19 protein-coding genes are annotated in these 20,421 nt (G+C 65.0%); 4 read left to right on the forward strand and 15 right to left on the reverse strand.

What is annotated here, in order from left to right:
• The 6 genes from RBJ75_RS09670 to RBJ75_RS09695 form a co-directional block, all read right to left on the reverse strand.
• Positions 1-597, reverse strand: coding sequence for a Spy/CpxP family protein refolding chaperone (locus RBJ75_RS09670; protein WP_044410512.1), 597 nt, complete (start codon positions 595-597; stop codon positions 1-3).
• Positions 598-776: 179 nt separating this feature from the next.
• On the reverse strand, positions 777-2,069 hold the full coding sequence (locus RBJ75_RS09675) for a TRAP transporter large permease (protein WP_044410515.1): 1,293 nt from the start codon (positions 2,067-2,069) through the stop codon (positions 777-779).
• A complete protein-coding gene (locus RBJ75_RS09680) occupies positions 2,066-2,623 on the reverse strand; it encodes a TRAP transporter small permease (protein ID WP_044410518.1) in 558 nt (185 codons plus the stop codon). Before RBJ75_RS09680 ends, RBJ75_RS09675 begins: the two co-directional genes overlap by 4 nt.
• A gap of 79 nt (positions 2,624-2,702) precedes the next feature.
• Positions 2,703-3,701 (reverse strand): TRAP transporter substrate-binding protein, encoded by a 999-nt coding sequence (locus tag RBJ75_RS09685; protein ID WP_276156636.1) that lies wholly within the window; start codon positions 3,699-3,701, stop codon positions 2,703-2,705.
• A 202-nt stretch (positions 3,702-3,903) separates the two neighbouring features.
• Complete coding sequence (locus tag RBJ75_RS09690; protein ID WP_044407785.1) at positions 3,904-5,469, reverse strand: 2-isopropylmalate synthase; 1,566 nt, start codon at positions 5,467-5,469, stop codon at positions 3,904-3,906.
• A 393-nt stretch (positions 5,470-5,862) separates the two neighbouring features.
• Positions 5,863-7,554 (reverse strand): methyl-accepting chemotaxis protein, encoded by a 1,692-nt coding sequence (locus RBJ75_RS09695; protein ID WP_044407782.1) that lies wholly within the window; start codon positions 7,552-7,554, stop codon positions 5,863-5,865.
• Between the two features lie 409 nt (positions 7,555-7,963).
• Between RBJ75_RS09695 and bioB the strand changes: the two genes are divergently transcribed.
• Positions 7,964-8,971, forward strand: a complete 1,008-nt coding sequence (gene bioB, locus RBJ75_RS09700; protein WP_044407776.1) for a biotin synthase BioB — start codon at positions 7,964-7,966, stop codon at positions 8,969-8,971.
• Positions 8,972-9,002: 31 nt separating this feature from the next.
• On the opposite strand, the gene RBJ75_RS09705 is transcribed toward bioB, so the two are convergent.
• From RBJ75_RS09705 to RBJ75_RS09720, 4 genes are all read right to left on the reverse strand, one after another.
• Complete coding sequence (locus RBJ75_RS09705) at positions 9,003-9,713, reverse strand: hypothetical protein (protein ID WP_044407773.1); 711 nt, start codon at positions 9,711-9,713, stop codon at positions 9,003-9,005.
• A gap of 22 nt (positions 9,714-9,735) precedes the next feature.
• Positions 9,736-10,764, reverse strand: coding sequence for an ABC transporter substrate-binding protein (locus RBJ75_RS09710; RefSeq protein WP_044407770.1), 1,029 nt, complete (start codon positions 10,762-10,764; stop codon positions 9,736-9,738).
• A gap of 54 nt (positions 10,765-10,818) precedes the next feature.
• Positions 10,819-11,607 carry an ABC transporter permease gene (locus RBJ75_RS09715; RefSeq protein ID WP_276156635.1) on the reverse strand — a complete coding sequence of 263 codons (789 nt, stop codon included), beginning with the start codon at positions 11,605-11,607 and terminating at the stop codon, positions 10,819-10,821.
• A gap of 241 nt (positions 11,608-11,848) precedes the next feature.
• Positions 11,849-12,670 carry an ABC transporter ATP-binding protein gene (locus RBJ75_RS09720; RefSeq protein ID WP_044413254.1) on the reverse strand — a complete coding sequence of 274 codons (822 nt, stop codon included), beginning with the start codon at positions 12,668-12,670 and terminating at the stop codon, positions 11,849-11,851.
• Between the two features lie 184 nt (positions 12,671-12,854).
• On the opposite strand from RBJ75_RS09720, the gene RBJ75_RS09725 reads away from it, so the two are divergent.
• Positions 12,855-13,961: an autotransporter-associated beta strand repeat-containing protein gene (locus RBJ75_RS09725; protein WP_080901083.1), complete on the forward strand. Its 1,107-nt coding sequence runs from the start codon at positions 12,855-12,857 to the stop codon at positions 13,959-13,961.
• 83 nt (positions 13,962-14,044) lie between these two features.
• The gene (locus RBJ75_RS09730) at positions 14,045-15,040 is read left to right on the forward strand and encodes an autotransporter outer membrane beta-barrel domain-containing protein (RefSeq protein ID WP_052628963.1); all 996 of its coding nucleotides are present in this window, start codon (positions 14,045-14,047) and stop codon (positions 15,038-15,040) included.
• A gap of 18 nt (positions 15,041-15,058) precedes the next feature.
• Here RBJ75_RS09730 and RBJ75_RS09735 read toward each other — a convergent pair whose 3' ends face one another.
• From RBJ75_RS09735 to RBJ75_RS09755, 5 genes are all read right to left on the reverse strand, one after another.
• Positions 15,059-15,910, reverse strand: a complete 852-nt coding sequence (locus RBJ75_RS09735; protein WP_044413256.1) for an SDR family oxidoreductase — start codon at positions 15,908-15,910, stop codon at positions 15,059-15,061.
• Positions 15,911-16,046: 136 nt separating this feature from the next.
• Positions 16,047-16,886 (reverse strand): protein-L-isoaspartate O-methyltransferase family protein, encoded by an 840-nt coding sequence (locus tag RBJ75_RS09740; protein WP_044404486.1) that lies wholly within the window; start codon positions 16,884-16,886, stop codon positions 16,047-16,049.
• 221 nt (positions 16,887-17,107) lie between these two features.
• Positions 17,108-18,127: a ketol-acid reductoisomerase gene (gene ilvC, locus RBJ75_RS09745; RefSeq protein WP_044417679.1), complete on the reverse strand. Its 1,020-nt coding sequence runs from the start codon at positions 18,125-18,127 to the stop codon at positions 17,108-17,110.
• A gap of 146 nt (positions 18,128-18,273) precedes the next feature.
• Positions 18,274-18,876 carry a LysE family translocator gene (locus tag RBJ75_RS09750; protein WP_044417681.1) on the reverse strand — a complete coding sequence of 201 codons (603 nt, stop codon included), beginning with the start codon at positions 18,874-18,876 and terminating at the stop codon, positions 18,274-18,276.
• Between the two features lie 4 nt (positions 18,877-18,880).
• The gene (locus RBJ75_RS09755; protein ID WP_276156175.1) at positions 18,881-19,753 is read right to left on the reverse strand and encodes an EamA family transporter; all 873 of its coding nucleotides are present in this window, start codon (positions 19,751-19,753) and stop codon (positions 18,881-18,883) included.
• 204 nt (positions 19,754-19,957) lie between these two features.
• Between RBJ75_RS09755 and RBJ75_RS09760 the strand changes: the two genes are divergently transcribed.
• The gene (locus RBJ75_RS09760) at positions 19,958-20,362 is read left to right on the forward strand and encodes a hypothetical protein (RefSeq protein ID WP_052628853.1); all 405 of its coding nucleotides are present in this window, start codon (positions 19,958-19,960) and stop codon (positions 20,360-20,362) included.
• The last annotated feature ends 59 nt before the right edge of the window (positions 20,363-20,421 follow it).

Consider the following 20,421-nt stretch of genomic DNA (forward strand, 5'->3'; position numbering starts at 1 on the left):
TTACAGCCGATCCGGCATCGCGCCGTTGTCCATCATGCCGCGGCCGCGATCGGAATCGCGATCAGAATCACGGTCCCAGCTTCGGCCACGCTCGCGGTCATCGCCACGATACATCATGCCATGGCCGCGCCAGTGCCTGCCGCCGAACCCGCCCTCCATATGGGTCAGCACCCGCAGCCGACGCTTCTGGCCGTCGTCGAGGGTCTTGTAGAGCGGCTCGGCCGCATCGGCGATCTGCTTCAGCGCCGATGCGGTGGCGGCCATGGCGTCGGCGCGCTCGCGCAGCCGCGCCACCGGATCGTCTGGCTGCGCGTCGCGATCGTCCCTGGCCTTCATCCGGGCATTGGCGCGCTCGATCCGCAGCTTGGTGAAATCGCGCACCGCGCTTTCGACCGGCGGCCATAGCTTGTCCTGGTCCGGCGTCAGTTTCAGCCCGGCCTTGACGGCGGCGATCCGCGCATCGGCGAAGGCGGCGCGGTCTTCCGGATTGATGCGGGAGTGGCCATGGTGGAACCACCACGGTCGGTGCTGGGCATAGACCGCGGTCGAACCTGCGAGCACCAGCACGGCGACGCTGGCGAGAATCATCTTCTTCATGCGAGCCTCCTGTAAAGGTGGCCCGAAGATGATCGCGGTTCCCTGCCCGATCAACTTACGGATTGGACAGAATCGCTCTGTTACCAAGATGTAATGCGGCCCCGATCCAGCGCCGTGCCGAACTACCTCGCGCAGCGCAGTCCGCCGGTAGCGCAGGCCGCACCGGCGCGACGGGGCCCCTACTGAATCGCCTTGCCGTACAACAGATTGGGCAGGAAGGTGGAGATCTCCGGAATATAGGTGATGATCATCAGGAAGCTGAGCAGCACCATCAGCCAGGGGAAGGCGGCGCGCACCACCGCCGTCAGCGGCATCCCGGTAATGCCGGAGGCGACGAACAGATTGAGCCCGACCGGCGGCGTCACCAGTCCGATCTCCATATTCACCACATAGACGATGCCGAGATGGATCGGATCGATCCCGAGCTTCATTGCCGTCGGAAACAGGATCGGCGCGGTGATCAACACGATCGCCGTCGGATCCATGAAATTGCCGGCCACCAGCAGGATGACGTTGACGATCAGCAGGAATTGCCACGGCGACAATTGCGCATCGATGATCAGCCGGGCGATGTCCTGCGGGATCTGCGCGGTGGTCAACACGTGGGCGAACAGGAAGGCGTTGCAGATGATGAACATCAGCATCACCGAGACCCGGCCGGAATCCAGCAGCACCTGCGGCACGTCGGTCAGCTTCAAATCGCCATAGATGAAGACCGCGGCGACAAAGGCATAGACCGCCGCCACCGCGGCGGCTTCGGTCGGCGTGAAGATGCCGCCATAGATGCCGCCCATCACGATGACGATCAGCATCAACCCCCACAGCGCCTCGCGGAACAGGCCCAGCCGCTCGCGCCACGAGGCCTTGGGCTGACCCGGCAGCTTCAGGATGCGCGCGGCGATATAGATCGCCACCATCAGCGCCAGGCCGAGCAGCAGGCCCGGCACGATGCCGGCGATGAACAGCCGGCCCACCGAGGTTTCGGTGGCGGCGGCAAACACCACCATGACGATCGAGGGCGGAATCAGAATGCCCAGCGTGCCGGCATTGACGATGACGCCGGTGGCGAAGGCCTGGCTATAGCCGACCTTGACCATGCCGGCGATCACGATCGAACCGATCGCCACCACGGTCGCGGGCGACGATCCCGACACCGCGGCGAACAGCATACAGGCCAGCACCGAGGCGATCGCCAACCCGCCCGGCAGATGACCGACCGCCGCGATGGCGAAATTGATCATGCGCTTGGCGACGCCGCCGGTGGTGAGGAAATTGCCGGCCAGAATGAAGAACGGAATCGCCAGCAGGGTGAACTGCTCGGTGGTCTGGAAGAATTTCAGCGTCAGCGACGCCAGGCTGTCATGCTCGAACAGCAGGATCGTCAGGATCGACGACAGGCCAAGCGCCATCGCGATCGGCAGGCCGAGGCCGAGGCACGCCAGCAGCGTGACGAACAGGAAGACTGTGTTCATCGCTGCACCGTCGTGGCATCGAGTTCGCCGTGATGGGGAACGTGGTGGACCGCTTCGCGGGCTTCGTCGGCGAGCTCATAGCCCTCCGATTGGCCGGTGATGATGCGCCAGCCCATTTCGCAAAGCCGGATGAACAGCGCGATGAAGCCGAGCGGCAGGCAGATGCTGAGGATCCAGCGCTTGACCGGAATGTCCTCGGCCTCGATGTCGATGATCATCATGCGGTTGATGTATTCGATCGAGCCGTAGATCATCAGCGCCGCATAGGCCAGCGCCAGCAGCACGACGATGACGCCGACGACGCGACGACCCGTCGGCGGCAGCAATTTCACCGCGGCATCAACGCCGATATGGGCGCGGACGCGAACGCAATAGGAAATCCCGATCATGATCAGCCAGGCGAACAGATAGAAGTTCGCCTCCAGCGCCCAGATGAAGCCGGAGTTGAAGCCGTAGCGCAGCACGACCTGCAGGAATGTCAGCAACGTCATCACGCCGAGAATGAAGGCGATCAGGCCCTCCTCGATGCGATGCACCACCTCACGTACCGACACCGGCGCCCCCTCGTCCTGTTTCCTGACCGCGAATGGACGACGGACGCGGTTGACCCGCGACCGTCGCCCGTTGCTGTTGTTATTTGGTTTTGGTTTCGTTCGACGCGACCGCTGCGTCGATCAGATCCTTGCCGATCGCGCCTTCGAATTTGGCCCAGACCGGCTTCATCGCGGCGACCCACTGCTTGCGCTGCTCGGGCGTCAACTGCTCGATCTTGCTCACGCCGGAGGCTTCGATCTTGTTCTTGGCCTCTTCGTTGAGCTTGCCGGCGACGTCGTTGTTGACCTTGGTGGCCTCTGCCATCGCGGTCGTCAGACCGGCCTGGATATCCTTGGGCAGCCCGTTCCACCACTTGGCGTTGACGACGACCATGTAGTCGATCACGCCGTGGTTGGATTCGGTAATGTTCTTCTGCACTTCATAGAATTTCTGCGAGAAGATGTTCGACCAGGTGTTCTCCTGACCGTCGACGGTGCCGACCTGAAGCGCCTGATAGACTTCCGAGAAGGCCAGCTTCTGCGGCGTGGCATCCAGCGCCTGGAACTGGGCGGCGAGGATATCGGAGGCCTGGATGCGGAATTTGAGGCCCTTGGCATCGGCCGGCACCAGCAGCGGCTTGTTGGCCGACAGCTGCTTCATGCCATTGTGCCAATAGGCCAGGCCGAGAAAGCCCTTGCTTTCCATCGACTTCAGCAGGCCCTGCCCGGCCTTGCCCTCCTGGAAGCGATCGACCGCGGCGAGGTCGTTGAACAGGAACGGCAGGTCGAACACCTGGATCTTCTTGGTGAATTTGTCGAATTTCGACAGCGACGGGGCGATGAACTGGACGTCGCCAAGCGCGACGGCTTCCATTTCCTTGGCGTCGCCGAACAGCTGCGAATTCGGATAGACTTCGACCTTGACCTTGCCGGGCAGCAGCTTCTCGGCAATTTCCTTGAACTTGATCGCCGCCTGCCCCTTCGGGGTATTGTCGGCAACCACGTGGCTGAATTTGAGGACCATCGGCGATTGCGCCGACGCCGGCGCCGCCACGGCAAGGGCCACGATCGAAGCAACTGCAAATAATGATTTGCGCATGTTTTCTCCCGAAAGATTTTTGAAGCGCGCGTAAAAGCGTCGCCCCATCCCGACTAACTGTGCACCATTATAGAGAAGCAGCGCGAAAGGCTATTGCCCGTTAGCAGGAAGCCCGTCAAAAGATTGTTGCAACGCAAAAGAAAAGGCAGCGTCCGGACGCTGCCTTTTCCACACCTATTCAGCACCAGCTAGCGGTCTGCAATCAGCTCGCCGCGGCCTCGACCGCGGGCACGTCGCGCTGGCGCTTCATGACGATCTTGTTCAGCGCGCCGAGATAGGCCTTGGCCGATGCCACCAGCGTATCGGGGTCAGCCGCCCGCGCCGTCATCGAGCGGCCCTCATGCGACAATCTGACCGAGACCTCGGCCTGAGCGTCGGTGCCCTCGGTGACGGCATGGACCTGATACAGTTCCAGCTTGGCCTCGTGCGGCACCAGTGCCTTGATGCAGTTGAACACCGCGTCGACCGGGCCGTTGCCCTCGGCTTCCTCGATCCGGATCTGGCCGTCGACGTCGAGCTTCATGGTGGCGCGCTGCGGGCCGTGAGTGCCGGCGATCACCGTCAGCGATACCAGCTTGATGACATCCTGGGCATGCATCAACTCTTCGTCGACCAGCGCCTCGATGTCCTCGTCATAGACGTCCTTCTTGCGGTCGGCCAATGTCTTGAAGCGGACGAACACGTCTTCGATCTGGTTGCGCGACAGCTTATAGCCCAGCGCCTCCAGCTTGTGGATCAGTCCGGCGCGGCCGGAATGCTTGCCCATCACCAAGGAGGTGCCCTTCACGCCGACGGTTTCGGGCAGCATGATCTCATAGGTCTGGGCGTTCTTGATCATGCCGTCCTGGTGGATGCCGCTCTCATGCGCGAAGGCATTGCGGCCGACGATCGCCTTGTTGTACTGCACCGGGAACGAGGTCGCCGCCGACACCGCCTTGGAGGCGAAGGTCAGCATCGTGCTTTCGATCTTGTTCCAGTACGGCATCTTGTCCTGCCGCACCCGCATCGCCATCACCACTTCCTCCAGCGCGGCATTGCCGGCGCGCTCGCCGATGCCGTTGAGGGTGCATTCGATCTGCCGGGCGCCGCCGCGCACGCCGGCCAGCGAATTGGCCACCGCCATGCCCAGATCGTCATGGCAATGCACCGAGAACACCGCCTTGTCGGAATTCGGCACGGTCTCGCGCACCCTCTTGAACAGCTCGCAATATTCCTCCGGCACCGCATAGCCCACGGTGTCGGGCAGGTTGATGGTGGTGGCGCCGGCCTTGATCGCGGCCTCGACGCAGCGGCACAGGAAATCGAATTCGGTGCGGGTGGAGTCCTCGGCCGACCATTCGACGTCGTCGGTGTGGTTGCGCGCCCGGGTCACCGACGAGATCACCATCTCGTAGACTTCCGGCGCTTCCATCTTCAGCTTGTACTTCATGTGCACCGGCGAGGTGGACAGGAAGGTGTGGATGCGGCCGCGCCCGGCCGGCTTGATCGCTTCGGCGCAGCGGTCAATGTCCTTGTGGGCGGCGCGCGACAATCCGCAGATCACCGAATTCTTGGCGCGCTTGGCGATCTCGTGGACCGCCTCGAAATCGCCGTCGGAGGCGAACGGGTAGCCGGCCTCAATGATGTCGACGCCCATCTGGTCCAGCATCGCCGCGACCTTGAGCTTCTCCTCGAAGGTCATGGTGGCGCCGGGGCACTGCTCGCCGTCGCGCAATGTGGTGTCGAAAATAACGACGCGGTCCTTGGCGGACTTGGATTCGGTGGTCATGGATTTATTCCTTTGGTCGGGCGCCGCACTGCGGGGCGCTGGAGGGATCTGGCTGTCTCGCGAACCCCTGAGCGCCCAGGCAAAAATGCCCAGCCGGCCCTCAGGGGCAGATAAGAAGCAGCAGCCCGCCAAGAGGAAGGGTGGCCATCGCGCCGAAACAGGCGTCGGACCGGGGCGCAGCCGGAATCACGTCGGCGATGGCGGAAACCGCCATCCCGTGAACTCCAGCCCTGTCGCCGCGAATCAGCATTGCCACACCTTCTGGGTCCTATCGTCGCCGACAACCGTTTAGGGTCTGTTGACAACGCTGTCCCATCGCCTGTTTAGAGCGAATATCGACAGCTCGCAACGCCTAAAACCCGGCAGCAACACTGACCTAAATCTCGACCGTCCTCACGCCGCCCGCACGGCGCCGAGGAACTTGTTGACCTCGGTCTTGAGCCGGTTGCTATCGCCCGACAGCGACTGCGCCGCCGTCAGTACCAGGCCCGAGGCCTGACCGGCCTCGCTGGCACCGCGTTGCACATCGGTGATGTTGGAGGAGACCTGCTGGGTGCCCTGCGCCGCCAGCTGCACATTGCGGGAGATTTCCTGGGTCGCGGCGCCCTGCTCTTCGACCGCCGAGGCGATGGTCGCGGAGATCTCCGACATCCGCCCGATGGTCTCGCCGATCTCCCGGATCGCCGCGACCGAATCCTGCGTCGCGGTCTGGATGCCGCCGATCTGCGCGCTGATTTCGCCCGTGGCCTTGGCGGTCTGTTCGGCCAGCGTCTTGACCTCGGAGGCCACCACCGCAAAGCCGCGGCCGGCCTCCCCGGCCCGCGCCGCCTCGATGGTCGCATTCAGCGCCAGCAGATTGGTCTGACCCGCGATGGTGTTGATCAGCTCCACCACATCGCCGATCCTAGCTGCGGCCTTGGCCAGTTCTCCGACCCGGGCATTGGTGCTTTGCGCCTGGCCCACCGCCTCACTGGCGATCCGCGCCGATTCCTGAACCTGGCGGCTGATCTCGTTGACAGAGGACGACATTTCCTCGGTGGCAGACGCCACCGATTGAACATTGGTGGAGGCCTCTTCCGAAGCTGCCGACACCATGATGGTCAACTCCTCGGCCCGCACCGCGGTCGCCGACAAGGTCCCCGCCGACGCTTCCAGCTCGGTTGAAGCCGCCGCGACCGTCTCGACGATCTCGCCGATCATCGCCTCGAAGTCGGTGGTGATGCGGTCGACCCGATGTCCACGTTCGATCTTGGCCTCGGCCTCGGCCGCGGCCGCGGCGTCGGCGGCCTTCTTGTCGATCAGCGCCTGCTTGAACAGCTGCAGCGAATCCGCCATCGCGCCGATCTCGGTCGTCTCGCCCTGATGCGGCACCACCGCGGTCAGATCGCCCGAGCCGAGCAGCTGCATCGGCTTGATGATCGAGGCAATGCCGCTGGAGACGTCGCGGACCAGATAGATCGCGAGACCGACCCCGACCACCACCGAAATGCCGAGGATCGACACGATCAGCAGAAACGCGGAACCATAGGTCCGGGTTCCGGCTGCGACCGCCGCATCAGCACCGGTCCGATTCAGGTCGGTCATCTGGTCGAGTAGTTCGTCGGCCGTCATGCCGATCTTGTTGACCGTCGTCTCGTTGAGTTCATTGGCGTCGTGGGGAAGCTTGCCGAGGCTGTTGCGCGACAATTCCAGCACCTGATCGCCACCCTTGACGTAGTTGTCCCACTCCCGGCTCCACTCGGCGTACATCGCCCGCTCTTTCGCGGTGCTGATCAGTCCCTCATAGGTCTTGCGGATGGTGGCGATCTCGCCGACGGTCTGGTCCAGTCGTTTCTGCGCCTTGGATTTCTGTTCCGGCGTCTCGCCCAGCATGTGCTTGCGGACCAGGTTGCGGTAAGTAATCGTTCCCGAGCGCAGATCGCCCAAAGCCCGCACACTGGGCAGCCAACTCGACTGGATATTCACGGCGCCGGCATTGATGGCCCCCATATTCCGGATCGCGAGCAGACCCATGCCGGTCAATGCAAGCAGCAGGAGCGCAACCACAATGGTGATCTTGGTACGGATCGAGAGTGAGGCCAACATTTCAGAATCCTTCGGTCGTCAGCGGCGCTGCTATGACCGGCCAAGGATGGCGGAGAAGAAGCGCGTACCGCCGGAACCTGAACCTGAGGCAACAATACAAGGTTAATTTTTCCGCCAAGTGGAACCAGCGGGCGCCCCAAACTGGCCGATAGTCTTTAGACTTTGGACTAGCAAGGACAGCAATGGTTCGACCAGCTCGGCCTCGAACCGCGCGACGATCACGGCGTGCACAGCCACGCCTGAGCGACAAGACGCGGCAAAGCTGACGCGTCGCGCCGGCGAGCTTTGCCAAACCGCGTACTGGCCCGAACTACAGCCGTTGCCGTCGACCGAAACGGCGGGGTTCCAATCGCACCCGGTAGCCTTTATCGTCTGGCCGCAATCGCCTTTCCCGCCTCCGGAGTCCATCTTGAACAGCATCGACATGCTAAACTTGGCCGCCACGCTGCCCACCATCCGCCATGACTGGTCCAGCAGCGAGGCCGCCGCGATCTATCACGCGCCGTTCATGGACCTGGTGTTCCGCGCCCAGACGATCCATCGCCAGAGCTTCAACCCGAACCAGGTGCAGTGCAATCAGCTGCTGAATATCAAAACCGGCGGCTGCGCCGAGGATTGCGGCTATTGCAGCCAGTCCGCGCATCACGACACCGCGCTGCCGGCCTCGAAGCTGATGGACCCGGCCGCGGTGATCGCCGGCGCCGCGGCGGCGAAAGCCAGCGGTGCGACGCGTTATTGCATGGGCGCGGCGTGGCGTTCGCCGAAGGATCGCGACATGGGTCCGGTGATCGAAATGGTCAAGGGCGTGCGCGCGCTCGGCATGGAGACCTGCATGACGCTCGGCATGCTGAGCGACGATCAGGCGCGCCAGCTCGCCGATGCCGGTCTCGACTACTACAACCACAACATCGATACCTCGGAGGCCTATTATCCCTCGGTGGTGCAGACCCGCAGCTTCGGCGACCGCCTCGACACGCTGCAGCGGGTCCACGACGCCGGCATCAAGGTGTGCTGCGGCGGCATTCTCGGCCTCGGCGAAAAGCCGACCGATCGCGTCGAGATGCTGCGGACGCTGGCCAACCTGCCAAACCATCCCGAGAGCGTGCCGATCAACATGCTGATCCCGATTAAGGGCACACCGCTGGCCGACGCCGCGCCGGTCGATCCGATCGCGTTCGTGCGCACCATCGCGCTGGCGCGCATCCTGATGCCGGCATCGGACGTGCGTCTCGCCGCCGGCCGCACCGCGATGTCCGACGAGATGCAGGCGCTGTGCTTCCTCGCCGGCGCCAATTCGATCTTCATCGGCGAGCAGCTGTTGACCACGCCAAACCCCGGCGAGACCAAGGACCGGCAATTGTTCGACCGACTCGGGATCGAACCGCGCGACGATCACGGCGTGCCCAGCCAAGCCTGACGCGACCAAGCCTGACGCGGCGCGCCGGCGCTCAGGCGCCGCGCGTCGCCATGTGGTCGATGAAGGCGGTGACGAAGCGCGGCATCGCCGCGGTGAAGTCGCGGCGATCGCGCACCGGATGGATCGCCACCAGTTCGGGTTCTGTCTGCCGCGCCAGATTGCCGGCGATCCGGTCGCAAAGCGCTTGCCCCGGCAGATCGACCGAAAGAATCCGCAGCATCGCTACCAGCGCGCCGCTGACGACGCAGTCCCAATGCCCGGCCGCCCGATAATCGGCGGGCGTCAGCCCGGTTTCCTCCTCGACCTCGCGCGCCACGCTGGCGGCGATATCGACCGCCGCGCCGCACAGATCGTTGCGGTCGGGGGTGCCACCCGGGAAATAGACCCGGCCGGCATTGGCGGTGTGCGGCCCCATCTCGCCGAGCGCGAAGGCGCCGTCGTTGCCGCGCAGCGCGCCCATGCCGAAGCCGTTGATCACGCTGCGATCGGGAAAGCCCCAATCGCGCCAGGCCAGAAAGCTGGCGAAGTCGGTCTCGAAGTAATCGGCGCGCAGCCGATCCGCCGTAAACACCGGGTTGCGCGCCAGCAGGATGCGGCCGTTCCACAGCTCGGGCTTTTCGGCGCGCTTGCGGGCGAAATGCGCGTCGATCTCGGCGCGGCGCGCCTGCGCGAACGGCCAGACCCAGCCGTCGCAGGTCAGGTCGAGCTCGGTGACCCGGTGAATCGCGACCGCCTCGGTCATGGCAGCGATCGCGGCTTGCGGACTATTTCGCCTTCATCCCGGTGGTCTGGGCGCCCTGCTCGACGAAACGGTTGGTGTAGGTCTTGGTGACGTCGATCTTCGCCTTGGCGACCTCGGGCGAACTCTCGGCAAACACCGCCAGCACCGCCTCGGCGCCCTTGGGGTCCATCTTGCCGGTCAGCGAATACATCGGCAGGGTGTTTTTCAGCGCCGCCAGATACAACGCCGGATCCTGGCCGACCATGCCGGGCGGCATCTTGGCCATGATCTCCTCGGGCGTATGGCTGTGGATCCAGCCCAGCGTCGCCACGATGGCATTGGTGAGCGCCTGCGCCTCTTTCTCGTGCGCGGCGATCCAGGCCGTGGTCGCGTAGAGCGCGCCACCCGGATAGTCGCCACCGAACACCGCCTGGGTGTCGTGCTCGGTGCGGGTATCGCTGAGAATCCGCAAATCCTTGTGCTCGCCCTGCAGCACGGTCACCGCCGGATCGAGCATCACCGCGGCGTCGATCTGGCCCTGCTGCATCGCCGCGACCGAAGTGGCGCCGAGGCCGACACCGATCACCGCGACGCTGGCCGGGTCGACGCCGTTCTTGTTCAACAGATATTTGAGAAAGAAATCGGTCGACGAGCCCGGCGCGCTGACGCCGACCTTCTTGCCGGCGAGATCCTTGATCGATTTAATATCCGACGTCCGCCCCGGCGCCACCGCCAGCACCAGGCCGGGATAGCGGTCATAGACCACGAAGGCCTGCATCGACTGGTTCTTGGCGGCGATGTTGACGCAGTGGTCGAAATAGCCCGACACCACGTCGGCGCTGCCGCCGAGCACCGCCCGCAACGCATGCGAGCCGCCCTTGAGATCGACCAGCTCGACGCTGACGCCGGCCTTGTCGTATTCGCCGAGCTGCTTGGCCAGCACCGTCGGCAGATAGCACAGGCAGGCGCCGCCGCCGATCGCCATCGTCACCTTGCTCTGCGCCGCGGCAATGCCGCTCGTCAGCGTCAACGCCATCAGCGTCGCCAGCAGCCTGCCCAAAATCGAAGTCATGGCGTTCTCCCAAATGTCTGTTGCGCCGAGGCTAGAACAAAGCCGCGACGAACTCTAGCCTCGCGCCACCGACGTCCTCGGTTTCCAGATCAGCAGCCGGCGCTCGACCAGCGTCACCCCGACATCGATCAGGATCACGAAGGCCGACAGCACGAACATGCCGGCGAATACGCCGGCGACGTCGAACACGCCCTCGGCCTGCTGGATCAGATAGCCGAGACCGGCGGCGGAACCGAGATATTCGCCGACCACCGCGCCGACCACGGCGAAGCCCACCGAGGTGTGCAGCGACGAAAACATCCAGGACAAAGCCGAGGGCCAGAACACATGCCGCACCAATTGCCGCTCGCTCATCCCCAGCATCCGCGCATTGTCGACCAGCGTCGCATTGGTTTCCTTGACGCCCTGATAGACGTTGAAGAACACCACGAAGAACACCAGCGTCACGCCGAGCGCCACCTTCGACCAGATCCCGAGCCCCAGCCACAGCGTGAAGATCGGCGCCAGCACCACGCGGGGCAGCGCATTGGCCATTTTGACATAGGGGTCGAACACCGCGGCGATCAACGGCTTGCGGGCGAACCAGAAGCCGATCGTCACCCCGCCGACCGAGCCGATCACGAAGGCCAGCAACGATTCCCACAGCGTGATCGCCAGATGTTTCCAGATCACGCCGGAGACGAACCAGTCGACGATCTGCCTGGCGATATCGACCGGATTGGAAAAGAAAAACGGCGGCAGCAGCACGCGTCCGAACACCGGCACCGTGGCGAACAGCTGCCACAGCCCCAGCACCACCACGGCAACCAGCAATTGCAACGCGAGCAGCGTCAGGCGTGACATGGCAAAGCTCCTTCAAGGCGCGAGGTGATCGCGGCGCCCGCCCGTCTCCCTCCCCCTTGTGGGGAGGGTGGCCGGCCGCAGGCCGGTCGGGTGGGGGTTGCCACGGGCGCGGTGCTCGCGGCACCCCCACCCCGGCCTCCGCTTCCGTCGATGCTGCGCATCGCCGTCGCTCGGCCGACCCTCCCCGCAAGGGGGAGGGAAATTTCTGCGACCGCGCCCTTCAGCAAAAATGAGTAACGCATCATCCCACCGCCTCGCCGGCCTGGGCGTAGCCCTTCATCACCTCGTCGCGGAGCACCGCCCAGATCTCGCGATGCAGCGTATGAAAGTCGTGGGTCAGGCGGATCTCGAAATTGTCGCGCGGGCGCGGCAGCGTCACCGGCCAATCGCCGATGATCCGCGCCGACGGCCCCGCCGACATGATCACCACGCGATCGGCCAGCGCGATCGCCTCTTCCAGATCATGGGTGACGAACAGCACCGCCTTGCGGTCGGTGGTCCATAATTCCAACAGCAGATTGCCCATGATCTGTCTTGTCTGGGCGTCGAGCGGCCCGAACGGCTCGTCCATCAGCAGGATCTTCGGATCGCGGATCAGCACCTGCGCCAGGCCGACGCGCTTGCGCTGGCCGCCCGACAGCATGTGCGGATAGCGATGGGCGAAGCCGCCGAGCCCGACCGCGTTGAGCCAGCCCTGGGCGCGCGCCAGCGCCTGGGCGCGCGGCGCGCCGGCGATTTCCAGCCCGATCGCCACATTGTCGATCGCGGTCTTCCACGGCAACAGCGCGTCGGCCTGAAACAGATAGCCGGCGTCGCGGTTGAGCCCGTCGAGCGGCGCATCGAAGATCCGCACCGTGCCCGAGGCCGGCTGCAGCAAGCCGGCGGCGACATTGAGCAGCGTCGATTTTCCGCAGCCGGTGGGACCGACGATGGCGACGAACTCGCCATCGGCGACCGTCAGTGTCGCGCGCTCGACCGCGGTGTAGGTCCGCGCATCGGCGAGGCGAAACGCCACCGTGGCGTCATGCAGCGCAATCGCCGTCGATGCCTCGCCTGCTTGCACGCTGTCCTCCCATTTTGTTTCGCCGGATGCCTTAGCCCCCCGGCCGCGACAATTCAATGGACCCGCTCCGCGGTGGACGAGCCCGGCTGGCGCCTCATAAGGATGTCCGCGGCGCTTCTCGTGCTATATTGGTTCGAGCAATCGTTGCGCCGCGCCGGCCTGACGCAAACCACGGGCGGCAACGATGCGGATTGATTCGGGATTACAACGCCGCCGCGTCCGGCTTTATTGGCCCGCCCTCGCCGATCATATGACGCCGATCTCGATCGCCACGGCCTGTGGTGCCGTCGCCATCGCGTTGTTGCTGTCCAGCGCGGCACCGGCACTTGCCGACGGCGGCAAGGGCGGAACCGGCGCGGCGCTGATCCCGCTGTTCGGCACCGGCAGCGATGGCTTCGGAGGCAGCGATCCCATTTCCCTTTCTCCTTCCGAATCTCATGGTCAAGCCGGCGGCATGGTCTGCTCCGCGGGCAGCGGCGGCGGCAGCAGCGGCGGCGATGGCGGCGTCGGGATCTTCTTTGAATCGGCGGGCGCGAGCAATACGCTGACCAATTATGGCACCGTGCAAGGCGGCACCGGCGGCAGCGGCGGATCGGGCGGCGTGTTGTCCGGCGCAGTCACGGGCCAGCAGGGTACCAAGGGCAATGCCGGGCGCGGCGGCGTGGGTGTAGTCGGTTTCGATCTCACCATCGCCAACGGGGGCAGCATCAGCGGCGGCCTGTCGGGCGACGGGACCACCCGCGCCGACGCCATCGATTTCTATGGCACCAGCCAGCTCACCACCCTCGCCGGCGGCACGTTGACCGGCAATATCCGCATTGGCGACGGCGCGCTGACGCTGCTGCAGACCGGGGCAAGCGCGGCCTATGCGAATATCATCTATGGCGGTGGCGCGCTGGCGATCACCACCGCCGCCGGCACCTCGGTGGCGCTGAACGGCGTCAACACCTATGGCGGCGGCACCACCGTCACGACGGGCAGCACGCTGGCGATCAACAATTCGCAGTCCATCGGCAGCGGCGCCCTCGCGCTGCAGTCCGGCAGTACCTTGAATATGACGGCGCCCGGACTAAGCGTCGGCAATGCGATCAGCGTCGCCGGCATGGCAATGATCGCAGCCGAGCAGGACGCCCGCATCACCGGCGCGATCGTCGACGGCGCATCGCCCGGCGGCCTCATCAAGACCGGCCCGGGGCTGCTGATCCTCTCAGGTACCAGCAGTTACAGCAGCCTGACGCAGGTCAAGAGCGGCATCCTCCAGGTCGATGGCTCGATCGCCGCGACAATCTGACCACCGCGCTGACCCAGATCACCGACGAGACGCCGACCGCGACGCATCAGGCCGGCCTCAATGCGGCGACGCAGTTCGTCGGCATGATATCCCACCCAAGTATCGCCGGCCGCGGCGGCGAAGAATCCACGGCGTCTGCCTATGCGTCGAGCGACACCGGGCGCAGCGGCTCGGCGCGCGACGCCTTCGCGATGATCACCAAGGCGCCGCCGCGCGCGGCTTCGTTCCGTCCATCCTGGAGCGTCTGGGCATCCGGCTTCGGCGGCACCCAGACCACCGACGGCAATGCCGCGACCGGCTCCAACACCGCCACCAGCCGGATCGGCGGTGTCGCGGTCGGCGCCGACTATCATTTGTCGGCCCAGACCGTGGCGGGCTTCGCGCTGGCCGGCGGCGGCACCAATTTCAGCGTCGCCGGCGGCGGCTCCGGGCGCTCCGATCTGTTCCAGCTCGGCGGCTTTGTGCGGCATGAGATCGGCACGGCCTATCTCACCGCCGCCGCGGCCTATGGCTGGCAGGACGTCACCACCGACCGCATCGTCGCGATCGGCGGCATCGACCAGCTGCGCGCCAATTTCAATACCAACAGCTATTCGGCGCGGCTCGAAGCCGGCAATCGCTACGCGCTGCCCTGGCTCGGCGGCGTTGGTGTCACGCCCTATGCGGCCGCGCAGGTGACCTATCTCGACCTGCCGGCTTATTCGGAAGCCACTTTGTCCGGCCCGACCACTTTTGCACTCGCCTACGCCGCCAAGGGCCTCACAGTGCCGCGCAGCGAACTCGGCCTGCGCGGCGACAAATCCTTTGCGCTCGGCGACAAGCTGTTGACGCTGCGCGGCCGCGCCGCCTGGGCGCATGATTTCAACACCGACCGCTCGGCGATGGCGACCTTCCTGGCGCTGCCCGGCGCCAGCTTCGTGGTCGGCGGCGCCTCGCCGGCCGCCGACGCCGCACTCACCACCGCCTCGGCCGAGTTGACGCTCGCCAACGGCATTACGCTGGGCGCCAGCTTCGAAGGCGAGTTTTCCGACGTCACCCGCAGCTACGCCGGCAAGGGCGTGGTGCGCTACGTGTGGTGACAGCGCGAGCGCCCCGGCCTATTGCGGCGCCAGCAATCCCAATCGCTTCGCCACGATCCTGTCGATCACCCGCTTCGGCAGCAACGTCATCATCAGATAGCGCAACGGCGCCGGCGTCATGGTGTAGCGCACCCGCGGTCTGTCCATCGTCAGCACCTCGTGGATGCGCGCCGCGATGGTCTCCGGCGGCAGGCCGCTTTGGTCCATCTGCGGCAACAGCGTCATGACCCGCTGCAACGCCGGGAAATACGGTGAATTCCTGAAGCGGGAGACATCCTCCTGCATCGCCTTGGCCCAGATCGGCGTCTTCACCGCGCCCGGCGCGATGACCACGACATCGATGCCGAACAGCATCAATTCGCGGCGCAGCGCTTCGCTCAGCCCCTCGATCGCGTGCTTGGAGGCCGAATAGGCGCCCATCAGCGGATTGCCGATCTTGCCGGCCAGCGAACTGATCATCACGATCCGTCCCTTTGGCCCGCGCAGCGCCGGATCGGCGCCGAGCAGCAGGGCGAAGGCCTGCGTCGCGATGATCGGCCCGATCACATTGACGTCGAACTGGCGACGAAATTCGTCGGCGGCAAGCCCCAGCACCGGCCCCGACACCGAGATCCCGGCATTGTTGACGAGGCCAGCCAGAGTCTCGCCGTTCAGCGCTACCCGCACCTCGTCCGCCGCCAGGAACACCGCGGCCTCGTCGGTGACGTCGAACAGCAGCGGCGTGAAGGCGTCGCCGAGCTCGGCCTTGAGCCGCTCGGCGTCGGCCGGCTGGCGCACGCTGCCGAACACCCTGAAGCCGCGCTGTAGCAGCAGTTTCGCGGCGGCGTGGCCGATCCCGGTGGAGACGCCGGTGACGACGATGGATCGCATAAGAGGCTCCTGCCTGCTGATTGCCGGCGCAGACTAGAGCTATTCCGGTTCTGATAGAATCAGAACCGGAGCTCTAGATTCTTGTTTTGACGCGTTTTCTTCACGCGAACCGGTTTCCACTTCGCTCGAAAACACTCTAATCCGTCTCGGCCGGTTCGGTCGAGAGCCACCAGCCGTCGCCGGAATACCAGCAGTTGTCGTCCGGCGCATCGTCGATCCAAAACGAGCGTACCGATTCCCAACCGCCGGCAAAGGCGGCGGTGAGACGTCTTCCGGCCTCAGGGTCCTGCGGTCCGACGCAATTGATGAAGGCCGCGCGCGAGACGAATTTCGCCGGCCACGCCGTGCCCTGGGCCGGGCGCTCGATCAGCAGCATGCCGCCCACGCCCTCCGGTGGCTGTAGCGGAAACAACAGGCGCCCGCCCGGCCGCAGCGCCTCGATCCAGGCCCAGCTCGGCTGGGTGATGCCGGCGCAGACATAGACCACGTCGACTTTCGGCAGTCCGTCGGCGATCGCGCTCTCGGCCCGCAACTCGACCTGCGGCAGGTCCTTGAGATTGTCGCGGGCGCGCGCGGCGAAGTCCGGATCGATCTCATAGGCGAACACCCGCCCCTGCGGGCCGACCAGATGGGCGAGGATCGCCGTGTAATAGCCGGAGCCGGCGCCGACCTGCAGTACCTGTTCGCCCGGTTGCGGCCGCACCGCTGCGAGCCATAGCGCATGGACGCCTGGCTGACCGATATTGACGCCGCGCGCGGCATCGAGCGCAACCAGCGCGTCCTGATACAGGAAGGCCGGATCGTCGTCCGGTGTCAGGACGTAGGCCTTGCCGAGCCCTTTCATCGACCATGGCCCCGGCCCGGCGAAGGGTTCGCGCGGCACGGCGGCGAATGCGTCGCGGACCCGCGGGTCGCGATGGCCGGCGATCAGCTCGGCGTAGAACGTGCGGTATTTTTGCGATCTGTCGGTGGTCATCGCTGCCCCACTGGCTTGCGGCGCTCAGTCTATTCCCGATTCCGGTCATGCCGATAAACGAAAACCCGACCGCGTTGCCGCGATCGGGTTTGTCAGTTCTGTCATGCCGAGCTGCGCGCCTCAGAGCCGTGTCCCGGGCGCGATGCGGCATTCTTATGCCGCTTCGCAGAACCGGGACCGTTGCAGATGCTGTGTTCCGTAACGGCCCCGGCTCAGCATGCTCAGTTCTTGGTCTTGTCGACCAGCGCGCCCTTCTTGATCCAGGGCATCATGTCGCGCAGCTTGGCGCCGACGTCCTCGATCGGGTGGGCGGCGAGCTTGGCGCGGGTGGCCTTGAACGAGGTCTGGTTGACCTTGTTTTCCAGCATCCAGTCGCGGGCGAATTTGCCGCTCTGGATATCGTCGAGCACGCGCTTCATCTCGGCCTTGGTCTCCGAGGTGACGATGCGCGGGCCGGTGACGTATTCGCCGTATTCGGCGGTGTTGGAGATCGAGTAGTTCATGTTGGCGATGCCGCCTTCATAGATCAGGTCGACGATCAGCTTCACCTCGTGCAGGCACTCGAAATACGCCATTTCCGGCGCGTAGCCGGCTTCCACCAGGGTCTCGAAGCCGCCCTTGATCAGTTCGACCAGGCCGCCGCACAGCACCACCTGCTCGCCGAACAGGTCGGTCTCGCATTCTTCCTTGAACGAGGTCTCGATGATGCCCGCGCGTCCACCACCAATGGCCGAAGCGTAGCTCAGTCCGAGGTCATGGGCGTTGCCCGACGCATCCTTGTGCACCGCGATCAGGCAGGGCACGCCGCCGCCGCGCTGATATTCCGAGCGCACGGTGTGGCCGGGGCCCTTCGGGGCGATCATCAGCACGTCGAGATCGGCGCGCGGATCGAGCAGGTTGAAATGCACGTTGAGGCCATGGGCGAACAGCAGCGCGGCGCCGTTCTTCATGTTGGCGTGCAGATGGTCGCGATAGATGTCGCCCTGCAATTCGTCGGGGGTCAGCATCATCATGACGTCGGCCCATTTGGCGGCCTCGGCGACTTCCATCACCTTGAAGCCGGCGGCTTCGGCCTTCTTGGCCGAGGTCGAGTCCTTGCGCAGCGCGATCGCCACGTCCTTGACGCCGGAATCCTTCAGGTTCAACGCATGGGCATGGCCCTGGCTGCCATAGCCGATGATGCAGACCTTCTTGCCCTTGATCAGGTTCAGGTCGGCGTCACGATCGTAGTAAACTCGCATGGTGGTTCCTTTGTTTCCGGCTTGTTGACGAACCCGATCACGCCCCCGGCGCCGGTTCCTGAAATGCCGCCGGTTTTTAGGGCGGCGGCCGCCCCGAGACAAGCCCGTGGCGGTGATTTCTCCCCCCGTGGGGGCTCATGGCTCGGTTACGGCTCCCGCAGCACGGGATATAGCGAGGCCAGCAGCAAAAGCCCCATCGCCAGGTTGAACGCCCGCACCGCTCGCGGGGACTTCACCAGCGTCTGCAGCGCGGTACCGGACCAGGCCCAGGTCACCGCCGAGAGCACCCCCAGCAGCAGCGACAATCCGGTCTGCAGCAGGATATTCCAGGGATAGGACGCAATCGCCGCATAGGCGGTGATGGTGCCGATCGCCATCACCCAGCCCTTGACATTGACCCATTGGAACAGCGCCGCCCCCAGAAAGGTCATCGGCCGGCGCCGCTCGGCCGCGCCGGACTCGGGCGGGCCGGCGCGCGCGATTACAACCGCGAGATAGACCAGATAGGCCGCCCCGATATATTTGAGAACGACCTGCAACATCGGATAGGCGGTGAACACGGCGCCGAGGCCAAGCCCGGTCACCGCGATCATGAAGGCGAAGCCGAACGCGACGCCGGCGATATGCGGCACGGTGCGGCGAAAGCCGAAATTCAGGCCGGAGGTCAGCAGCATGATGTTGTTCGGCCCCGGCGTGAAGAACATCACCACGGCAAAGCCGATGAAGCCGATCAGCAGATCCTGCGACATCGGCTCAGGCCACTTCCGGCAGCGGCCGGGCGCGCCCGAACAGCAGCATGATGGCGATCCCGGCGACCACGATCAGCATGCCGGACAGCCGCAGCGGCCCGAATTGCTCGCCGAATACGATCGCCGAGGCCCCTGCCCCGATGAACGGCACCAGCAGCGCGAACGGCACCACCTGCGCCGCCGTATAGGCGTGCAGCAGCCGGCCCCAGATCCAGTAGCCGATCGTGGTACTGCCGATCGACAGCGCCAGCAGGCAGCCCATCACCCCGGGCGACAGATGCGACAGCGATGCCCAGATCGCCGCCGGCCCGTCGGCCAGCAAGGACGCCGCGACCAACGGCGGCAGCGACGCCAGGCTGACCCAGGCGAATAGATCGAGCATCGGCACGTCGCGGGCCTTCCGCAGCAGCAGATTGGTGAAGGCAAAGCTGATCGGCGCCGTCATGGTGACGGCAAAGGCGAAAAACGTGAAATCATAGCCGACGGTGAAGCAGATCATCAACAGCCCGCAGGCGGCGACGCCGATACCGATCAGTTGCACCCGGGTCGGCCGCTCGCCGAGCAGCAGCGCCGCAAAGGCGATGGTGAACAGCGCCTGGCTCTGCACGATCACCGCGGTCAGTCCCGGCGGTACGCCCTGGGCGAGACCCCAGGTCTGGGTCAGATATTGCCACACCAGCAACAGGCTGATGCCGATCCATACCGGCCAGGCCAGTTTCGGCCGCGGCAGCAGCAGGCATGGCAGCGCGGTAATCGCGAACCGCACCAGATTGAGCAGCGTCGGCGACATCTCGGTGACGGCATAGCGGGTGAAGACGAATCCCAGCCCCCAGATCACCGCGACCCCGAGCGCGAGCGCGATGTCGGCTGGCTTCATTGCGTTTCCTCGCCGGGCCATTCGATCTCGACGCGCCCGCTGATGTGTCGGGTTCCTAGCCCATCCGGCCAGCCAAGGACAGCCACCGGATCGCGGGCCTGCTACCCGCGCGCCGCGTGACAAACTGGCAATACTTCAAATCGGAACGATGCGTAGTGCAGCGGATTGGTTCGGCGGGGGCGACAACCGACCAAGGGAAACATCATGATGATCAAACAACTTCTCGCATGTGCAATCCTGTCGACCGCGTTGAGCCAGGCCGCCTTCGCCGGCCCCGGTCCGTCGGCCGATAATACGACGACGAAATCCACCAACAAGATGAGTTCCAACCAGAACGCGCAGGATGCCAGAAGCCTGCCGCAGGAAATCCGCAGCAAGCTGCAGAAGGCCGGCTACACCGACGTCAAGGTGGTGCCGAGATCGTTCACCGTGCAGGCCAAGGACAGCGACGGCGATCCGGTGCTGATGATGATTGGTCCGCATTCGATGACGATGATTTCAGCGATGAACACCGACCAGAACTCCGCCACCACCGGCAGCGCGATGTCGCCCGGCAAGTCCAGCTCGGGCAACTCCGCCGCGTCCGGCAATAGCAGCGACAACAAGTAAATTTCCGCCGCACTGGCAGGCGGGGCCATCACGGGCCTCGCTTGCAGCGCCCGGTAGAT

Origin of the sequence: Rhodopseudomonas sp. BAL398 (assembly GCF_033001325.1) — a bacterium.
Classification (GTDB): Bacteria; Pseudomonadota; Alphaproteobacteria; order Rhizobiales; family Xanthobacteraceae; genus JARJEH01.